This is a genomic window from uncultured Amnibacterium sp. (assembly GCF_964245895.1).
GTDB lineage: Bacteria > Actinomycetota > Actinomycetes > Actinomycetales > Microbacteriaceae > Amnibacterium.
Window position 1 is genome coordinate 1 of sequence record NZ_CAXTOQ010000153.1, and the last position, 7916, is coordinate 7916.

Below are 7916 nucleotides of genomic sequence, written 5' to 3' on the forward strand. Positions count from 1 at the left end.
GGGGCTGCAGCCCGCCGGGTCGGGACCGGAGCTGTGGGTGATCCTCGCCTGCGCGGTCGCGATCGCCCTCGGCACCTACTCCGGCGGCTGGCGGATCATCCGGACGCTCGGCACCGGCCTGACGGCCGTGAAGCCCGCGCAGGGCTTCGCCGCCGAGGTCAGCACGGCCGCGACGGTCCTCGCCTCCAGCACCGTCGGGTTCGCGCTCTCCACCACCCACGTCGCGTCCGGCTCCGTGATCGGGTCGGGCCTCGGCCGGCGGCGGCGGGAGGTGCGGTGGGGGACCGCGCGCCGCATCGTCACCGGCTGGCTGTTCACGCTGCCGGGCGCGGCGATCGTCGGCGCCCTCGCCGCCCTGGTCGCGGGCCTCGGCGCCGCCGGCATCGTCGTGGACGCCGTGCTCGGCGTCGCGTTCATGGTCGCCGTCTTCCTCCGCGCGCGCCCCGAGCGGGTGGACGCCTCCAGCCTGGAGGCCGAGGTCGTCGCCGCGGGCGCGGTGGTCCGCAAGCGTCGGAGGAGCAGGGCATGACCGCGATCGACTGGCCGGCCTTCGCGCTGGTGCTGCTCAGCTCGCTCGTCGCGGCCGTCGGCAGTGTGTCCCTGTTCTCCGTGGGGGTGCGGCTGCTGGCGACCCCGGCGACGCCGTCCGCGGTCGACCCGGACCTCGCGGACGTCGACGACGACGGGGAGGACGACCCGATCGCGCCGACCGGCGCCCGCCCGCGGGCCGCGACGGCAGGCGCGGCGGTGGCGATCGCGCTCGCCGCGCTGGTCGCGCTCGGCGGCGTCGTGCTCATCATCCACTGACCTCCGGAATGCCGCGGCGGGTCCGCGCGCTGCACCGGGCATGACGACTCTCGCCATCACCGGCGCGACCGGGCACATCGGCGGCACCGCCGCCCGCCTCCTGGGCGCCGACGTCGGCGCGCTGATCGTCCGCGACGCGGCCCGGGCTCCGTCCATCGACGGCTCGCCCGAGGTGCGCACGGCGACCTACGCCGACGGCGCCGGGATGCGTGCGGCCCTCGAGGGCGTGCACGTCCTGCTGCTCGTCTCCGCCGCCGAGGCGCCCGACCGGCTCGAGCACCACCGCACGGCCGTCCGAGCCGCCGCGGAGGCAGGGGTGCGGCACGTCGTCTACACGAGCTTCGACGGCGCCGCACCCGACGCGGACTTCACCCTCGGCCGCGACCACTGGCACACCGAGCAGGCGATCCGCGAGTCCGGCATGGCCTGGACGTTCCTCCGCGACAGCTTCTACCTCGACTTCTTCCCGCTGTTCGCGGGGGAGGACGGCGTCATCAGCGGCCCCGCCGGCGTCGGGCGGGTGGCCGCCGTCGCGCGCACCGACGTCGCGGAGTCGGCCGTCGCGGTCCTGCGCGATCCGGCCGCGCACGCCGGCGTCGCGCACGTGCTGACCGGCGGCGAGGCGGTCTCCTTCCCGGAGGCGGCCGCCAGGATGAGCGCGATCCTCGGCCGGCCGTTCCGCTTCGTCGACCAGACCCTCGACGAGGCGTACGCCTCGCGCCGTGCCTTCACGGACGAGCAGTGGCAGCTCGACGCGTGGGTCAGCACCTACACCGCGATCGGCAGCGGCGAGCTGGCCCGCACGACCGACGCGGTCGAGCGCCTCACCGGCCACGCGCCCCGCACGCTCGAGGACGCCCTGCTCGGCCGCTGACGCTCAGAGCACGACGGCGGTCTGCCGCGCGATCTCCAGCTCCTCGTTCGTCGGCACCACCAGGACGGCGATGGAGGAGCCGTCCGGGGAGATGCGCCGCGCCTCCTTCGACCGCACCGCGTTGCGCTCGGGGTCGACCTGCAGCCCCAGGTGCGCGAGGGGCTCGACGGTGCCCGCGCGCAGCGCGGCGTCGTTCTCGCCGACGCCGGCGGTGAACACCAGGGCGTCGAGGCCGCCGAGCCCGGCGAGGTAGGCGCCGATGTAGTGGCGGAGGCGGTGGCGGACGACGGCGAGCGCCTCCTGCGCCGCCTCGTCGCCCGCGGCGGCGGCCGCCTGCACGTCGCGCATGTCGCCTCTGCCGGTCAGCCCCTTCAGCCCGCTCGAGCGGTTCAGCATCCGCTCGATCTCGTCGAGGCCCATGCCCGCCTGGCGGTGGAGATGGAAGATTACCGCCGGATCGAGGTCGCCGGACCGCGTGCCCATGACCAGGCCCTCGAGCGGCGTCATGCCCATCGAGGTGTCGACCGACCGGCCGTCCTGGACCGCGCACGCCGACGCGCCGTTGCCGAGGTGCAGCACGACGATGCGGGAGCGCTCGAGCGGGATCCCGAGGAACGCTGCGGCCGCCCGCGAGACGTACTGGTGGGAGGTGCCGTGGAAGCCGTAGCGGCGCACCTGGTGCTCGCGCGCGAGGTCGGCGGGGATCGCGTAGGCCGCGGCGGCCGCCGGGATCGTCCGGTGGAACGCCGTGTCGAACACGGCGACCTGCGGCACGTCCAGCACCGCCTGCGCCGCCCGGATGCCCTGCAGGTTCGCCGGGTTGTGGAGGGGGGCGAGCGCGGACAGCCGGTCGATCGCCTCCTCCACCTCCGGTGTGACGACCGTGGCCGCGTCGAACCGGTCGCCGCCGTGCACGACACGGTGACCGACCGCCACCGGCGCGGGCAGTCCGTCGATCTCGTCGAGCGCCTGCCGCACGGCCGCCTCGTGGTCGGCGACGCCGCCCGCCTCGCCGATCCGCTCGACGGTGCCGGAGGCGTGCACGTCGCCGGACCCGGGGTCGACCAGCTGGTACTTCAGCGAGGACGACCCCGCGTTCAGGACGAAGACGCTCCCGGCGCTCATGCCTACGCCTGGATGGCTGTGACGGCGATGGTGTTCACGATGTCGCGCACGAGGGCTCCTCGGGAGAGGTCGTTGATGGGCTTGTTCAGGCCTTGGAGGACGGGACCGATCGCGAGCGCGTTCGAGGACCGCTGCACGGCCTTGTAGGTGTTGTTGCCGGTGTTCAGGTCCGGGAACACGAACACGGTCGCGCGGCCGGCCACCGCCGAGCCGGGCATCTTCGCGGCCGCGACCTGCGGGTCCGCCGCGGCGTCGTACTGGATCGGCCCCTCCACCAGCAGCTGCGGCGCCCGCTCGCGGACCAGCGCGGTCGCGGCGCGTACCTTCTCCACGTCCGCGCCGCTGCCGCTGCTGCCGGTCGAGTACGACAGCATCGCGACGCGCGGCTCGATGCCGAACTGCTCGGCGGTGCCGGCGGCGGAGATCGCGATGTCCGCCAGCTGCTCGCTGGTCGGGTCCGGGATCACCGCGCAGTCGCCGTAGACGAGCACCCGGTCGGCGAGCGCCATGAGGAACACGCTCGACACCACCGAGACGCCCGGCGCGGTCTTGATCAGCTCGAACGCGGGCCGGATCGTGTGCGCGGTGGTGTGGTTCGCGCCGGACACCATCCCGTCCGCGAGCCCGAGGTGCACCATCAGGGTGCCGAAGTACGACACGTCGGTCACGGTGTCCCGGGCCAGCTCGAGCGAGACGCCCTTGTGCGCGCGCTCGCGGGCGTAGGTCTCGGCGAAGCGCTCGCGGAGGGGGTCGGTCAGCGGGTTGACGACCCGCGCCCGGCCGAGGTCGATGCCCAGCCCGAGGGCGCGGGCGCGCACCTGCACCTCGTTGCCGAGCAGCGTCAGGTCGGCGATGTCGCGCGCCAGGACGATGCCGGCGGCCTCGAGCACCCGGTCGTCGTCCCCCTCCGGCAGCACGATGCGGCGGCGGCGCTCGCGGGCCCTGGCGAGCAGCCCGTACTCGAACATCAGCGGCGTGACGACCGCGGAGGCGTGCAGGTCGACGCGGGACAGCAGCCGGTCGGCGTCCACGTGCTCCTCGAACAGCGCGAGCGCTTCCGCGGCCTTCTGCGGGGACTCCGCGGCGAGCGTGCTGCGGACCGCCGACACCGCGGTCGTCGTCTCGTAGGTGCCGAGGTCGGTCCGCGCGACGGGCAGCGTGACCTGCAGGCCCTCGACGAGCCGGGCCGTGTTCGGCGGCAGCGCGAACCCGCCGGACAGGACCACCCCGGTCACCGTCGGGAAGGTCTGGGACGCGTGGGCGAGCAGCACCCCGAGCAGGGTGTCGACGCGGTCGCTCGGCATCACGACGAGCGCACCCTCGACCAGGCGGGGCAGGACGTTCTCGAGCGTCATCGCCGCGACGACGATGCCCGACACGGTCCGCTCGGTCAGCGCGGCATCGCCGGCGACCAGGGAGGCGCCTGCGGCCTTCAGCACCTCCCGCAGCGGCGGGGCGACCAGCGCGGAGTCCTCCGGGATGGCGTACACCGGCAGGCCCGCCGGGAGGTGCGGAGTCAGCGCCTCCCGGATCGCGCTCAGCGCGCCCGGGTCGGCGCGGTTCACGACGACGCCGACCAGCTCCGCGTGCTCGATCCGGAACTCGCCGAGGGCGATCTCCGCGACCTGCTCGACCTCGTGCGCGGTGCGCCCCTCCCGGCCGCCCGGGCGTCGTCCGCCGAGCACCAGCACGACCGGGGCACCGAGGTTCGCGGCGACCCTGGCGTTGAACGACAGCTCGGTCGGGGTGCCGACGTCGGTGTAGTCGCTGCCGACCACGAGGACCGCGTCGCAGCGGTCGGCCATCGCGCGGAACCGCTCGACGATCGTGGAGAGCGCCGCGTCCGGGTCGTGGTGCACGGCCTCGTAGGTGGTGCCGACCGCCTCGGCGGGGGAGACGTCCGCCGTCGCCCTGCCGAGCAGCAGGTCGAGCACGTAGTCGCCGTCCGAGCCGCGGCTGACGGGGCGGAACACGCCGACCCGGCCGACGCGGCGGGCGAGCGCCTCGACCAGCCCGAGGGCGACCGCGGACTTGCCGGTGTGGCCCTCCACCGAGGCGAGGTAGATGGTCTGGGGCATGCGGCCGAGCGTAGGGAGGGCTGCTGAGGGACGGCCAGCCCTCCGTTACGGTCGAGCCCGTGGATCCCGAGCTGCTCCTGCGTCGCGCCATCGTCGTCGCCGACCGGGCGAGGGCGGCGGGCAACCACCCGTTCGGCGCGCTGCTCGCCACCGCCGACGGCCGCATCGCGATGGAGGCGGAGAACACGGTCGCCACGAGCGGCGATGCGACCGGGCACGCGGAGACGAACCTGGTGTCGCAGGCGACCCGCCGCTTCGATCGGCGGGAGCTCGAGACGATGACGCTCGTCACCAGCTGCGAGCCGTGCGCGATGTGCTCGGGCGCGATCTACTGGTCGACGATCGGGTCCGTCGTCTACGGGCTGAGCGAGCGGGGCCTGCTGGCGCTCACGGGCGACTCACCGGAGAACCCGACCCTCGACCTCCCGTGCCGCACGGTGCTCACCGCGGGGCAGCGCGCCATCGCGGTCACCGGCCCGCTGCTGGAGGAGGAGGCCGCCGCCTCCCACGCGGGCTTCTGGCAGGACCGACCCTGAGCAACGAGTACGACAGCAGGAAGAATCGAGCGCTCGAGCAGGAAGAACACGCATCGGCAGGAAGAGATCGGCGAAGATCTCCTGCTGTCGTGAACTCTTCCTGCCGTAGTGCTCCGGCCCGGAGGGGGACCGCGTGACGGACAGCCCGATGTCGACCTCGCCGTACGAGGTGCTCGGCGTGCCGGCCTCCGCCTCCGACGACGAGCTGCGGCGCGCGTACCGGCGGCTGCTGCGCGAGACGCACCCCGACACCGGAGGCGACCAGCAGCGGTTCATCGCCGTGCAGGCGGCGTGGGAGCGGATCGGCAGCCCGGACGCGAGGGCCGTCTACGACCGCGGCCGCTCGACCGCCGGGGAGCCCGCGTCGTGGGCGCCGGCCGGCGGCGGTGCGGATCGATCCGGATCCACCCGCCCGACGGCGCGCACCTTCGGCCACCCGGGCGGCTGGCGCCGCGAGCGCTACCTGTCGCTGCTGCGCGAGTGGGTCGGCGTCGGGGAGGCGATCCCGGATCCGTACGACCCGGTGCTGGTCCGCCGCGCGCCCCGGGAGATCCGGCACCTGCTCGCCGACGCCCTCGCCGAGGAGGCCACCGCCCGCCGGCTCGCCTCCCTCGGGATCGGCTACACCGTGTGGCACGACGTCGCCGCCGGCGGGCCCGACGAGAAGATCGACCACGTGGTGCTCGGGCCGACGGGCCTGTTCGCGATCCAGTCCGAGGACTTCGGGGCCGCTATCGGCATCCGCCGGGGGGAGCTGACCGGGGAGGCGCTCGCGGGGGAGCGGCCGATGCACGAGCTCGCCGTGCGCGCGAAGGCGGTCTCGCGCGCCGCCCGGGTGCGGTTCACCGGCCTGCTGCTCGTGCTGCCGGACGAGCACCTGACGTCCCCGGCCGAGTCGGTCGGCACCTCCCGGGGCGCCGAGCAGGTCGTGCTCACCGCCTCCGTGCTGCTGACCGCCCTGCGCGACGGCCTGCCCGACGCGCCCGCGGTCGGCGGCAACGAGATCTTCGAGGTCCGCACCCGCCTGCAGCAGGCCATCCGCTTCGCGTGACGAGCGGCGCCGCAGCGCCCCGGGGCAGACGGGGGCGTGCGGTGGACCGATGAACCGCGCTACGTATTGCCCGCTCGATCAGCCGGAAATAGGTTGTGCCCCACCTCCCGCGTTCCAATGACGGAAAGACCGGCGCATGTCGAAGACGACGCCCGCCCCTCCCTACCCCGTGCCGCCGAAGCCGTCCCACCAGTACTGGATTCCCGTTTCCCTCCACGCGCCGCCGCCGCCACCGAGCGAGCCGCTCGAGCACCTTCCGGCCGGGCAGGATGCCTCCGGTCGCACGCTGCGGATCGCGCTCGCGATGAAGGGCGGCGTGAGCCTCGCCGTCTGGATCGGCGGCGGCGTCGCGGAGATCGACGTGCTGCGGCGGATCCGGATCCGCCGCGTGGACGAGGAGGACCGGGCGTTCTTCGCGTTCGCCGTGCCGAGCTCCGAGAAGGACGTGACGGGGTACCTCATGAGGCACGCCCCGCTCTTCGACCGCGCAGCGGTCTACGCCCGGGCGCTGCACTCCCGGGGGTTCGACGAGGTGGAGGTGGACGTGCTGACCGGGGCGAGCGCCGGTGGCCTGAACGCCGTCCTGTACTCGGTGGCGCAGCGCTCCGGCGCGGACGTGGACTCGTTGATCGGAACCTGGCTGGACGGCGGCGCGATCGACCGGCTGCTGTGGACGCCCGGCACGCGACGGGTCGACTCCGCGCTGCGGGGCGACGCGTTCTTTTGGCCAACCGTGCACGGAGCGCTCAAGTCGTTCCGCGCGTCGCCGGACGTCGCTCGGCACCACGACGTCGCTGCGGACGACGTCGTCGTCGATCTCTCAGCGACGCTGATCAACCCCGGGCTGCACGACGACCACGCGACGCGGGACGGCCGCGGCCATCTCCGGTTCCTGGGCCGGAAAGCGGACCCGGTGCACGGTCGTAAGATCCCCGGCCTCTTCGACGAGGCCACGGAGCGACCGGGCGATCTCGTGCGCCTGGCGTACGCCGCTCGCACCACCTCCTCGTTCCCTGGCGCGTTCGAGCCGGCGATCATCGCCTCGATCGCCGACCAGCCCGCTCCTCTCCCGAACGATGAGGCGCCCGACATGTCCCGGGTGTTCGCGGCGCATCGGACGCCGCGCCCCGACGGCAGGACCGAGCCGTACCGCGTGATGGACGGCGGGGTGCTCGACAACATCCCGATCGAGCGGGTGCTGCGCTCGATCCGGCGGCAGCCGGCAGACCGGTTCTCGGCCCGTGCGCTGATCTATCTCGACCCGTCGCCGGACGACCCGCGCGGATCGTGGCGAGCGCCCGAGCCGTTCGTGCCGGCGAACGCCTTCAACCCGCAGCCGAGAACCCGCGAGGACCGGACGTCGCGGTTGAGCGCCGTCGTGTCGCTCGCGCTGAAGAAGCGCAAGGGCCGGGAGAACACCTACGACAAGCTCGACGAGATCGGCG

The 7916-nt window shown here is 74.2% G+C and carries 8 protein-coding genes; 6 read left to right on the forward strand and 2 right to left on the reverse strand.

Going from position 1 to position 7916, the window contains the following annotated elements:
• The 3 genes from ACFE60_RS15800 to ACFE60_RS15810 form a co-directional block, all read left to right on the forward strand.
• Nucleotides 1–529: anion permease (locus ACFE60_RS15800; protein ID WP_375389818.1), on the forward strand; the 529-nt coding region annotated here is incomplete at its 5' end.
• Nucleotides 526–807, forward strand: coding sequence for a hypothetical protein (locus ACFE60_RS15805; RefSeq protein WP_375389819.1), 282 nt, complete (start codon nucleotides 526–528; stop codon nucleotides 805–807). The genes ACFE60_RS15800 and ACFE60_RS15805, both read left to right, overlap by 4 nt.
• A 40-nt stretch (nucleotides 808–847) precedes the next feature.
• Nucleotides 848–1681 (forward strand): SDR family oxidoreductase, encoded by an 834-nt coding sequence (locus ACFE60_RS15810; protein ID WP_375389820.1) that lies wholly within the window; start codon nucleotides 848–850, stop codon nucleotides 1679–1681.
• Nucleotides 1682–1684: 3 nt separating this feature from the next.
• Here ACFE60_RS15810 and ACFE60_RS15815 read toward each other — a convergent pair whose 3' ends face one another.
• Both ACFE60_RS15815 and pta read right to left on the reverse strand, forming a co-directional pair.
• Entirely contained in the window at nucleotides 1685–2806 is a 1122-nt protein-coding gene (locus ACFE60_RS15815; RefSeq protein ID WP_375389821.1) for an acetate/propionate family kinase, read from the reverse strand.
• Nucleotides 2807–2808: 2 nt separating this feature from the next.
• The gene (pta, locus tag ACFE60_RS15820) at nucleotides 2809–4884 is read right to left on the reverse strand and encodes a phosphate acetyltransferase (protein ID WP_375389822.1); all 2076 of its coding nucleotides are present in this window, start codon (nucleotides 4882–4884) and stop codon (nucleotides 2809–2811) included.
• Between the two features lie 59 nt (nucleotides 4885–4943).
• Between pta and ACFE60_RS15825 the strand changes: the two genes are divergently transcribed.
• The 3 genes from ACFE60_RS15825 to ACFE60_RS15835 form a co-directional block, all read left to right on the forward strand.
• The gene (locus ACFE60_RS15825) at nucleotides 4944–5420 is read left to right on the forward strand and encodes a nucleoside deaminase (RefSeq protein ID WP_375389823.1); all 477 of its coding nucleotides are present in this window, start codon (nucleotides 4944–4946) and stop codon (nucleotides 5418–5420) included.
• Between the two features lie 133 nt (nucleotides 5421–5553).
• On the forward strand, nucleotides 5554–6471 hold the full coding sequence (locus ACFE60_RS15830) for a DnaJ domain-containing protein (protein ID WP_375389824.1): 918 nt from the start codon (nucleotides 5554–5556) through the stop codon (nucleotides 6469–6471).
• Nucleotides 6472–6607: 136 nt separating this feature from the next.
• The coding region (locus ACFE60_RS15835; protein WP_375389825.1) for a patatin-like phospholipase family protein at nucleotides 6608–7916 on the forward strand (1309 nt) is incomplete at its 3' end.

Excerpts from the sequence above, each read along its gene's own strand:
- ACFE60_RS15805 (WP_375389819.1), top strand. The coding sequence starts at position 526 with ATGACCGCGATCGACTGGCCGGCCTTCGCGCTGGTGCTGCTCAGCTCG.
- ACFE60_RS15810 (WP_375389820.1), top strand. The coding sequence starts at position 848 with ATGACGACTCTCGCCATCACCGGCGCGACCGGGCACATCGGCGGCACC.
- ACFE60_RS15815 (WP_375389821.1), bottom strand. The coding sequence starts at position 2,806 with ATGAGCGCCGGGAGCGTCTTCGTCCTGAACGCGGGGTCGTCCTCGCTG.
- pta (WP_375389822.1), bottom strand. The coding sequence starts at position 4,884 with ATGCCCCAGACCATCTACCTCGCCTCGGTGGAGGGCCACACCGGCAAG.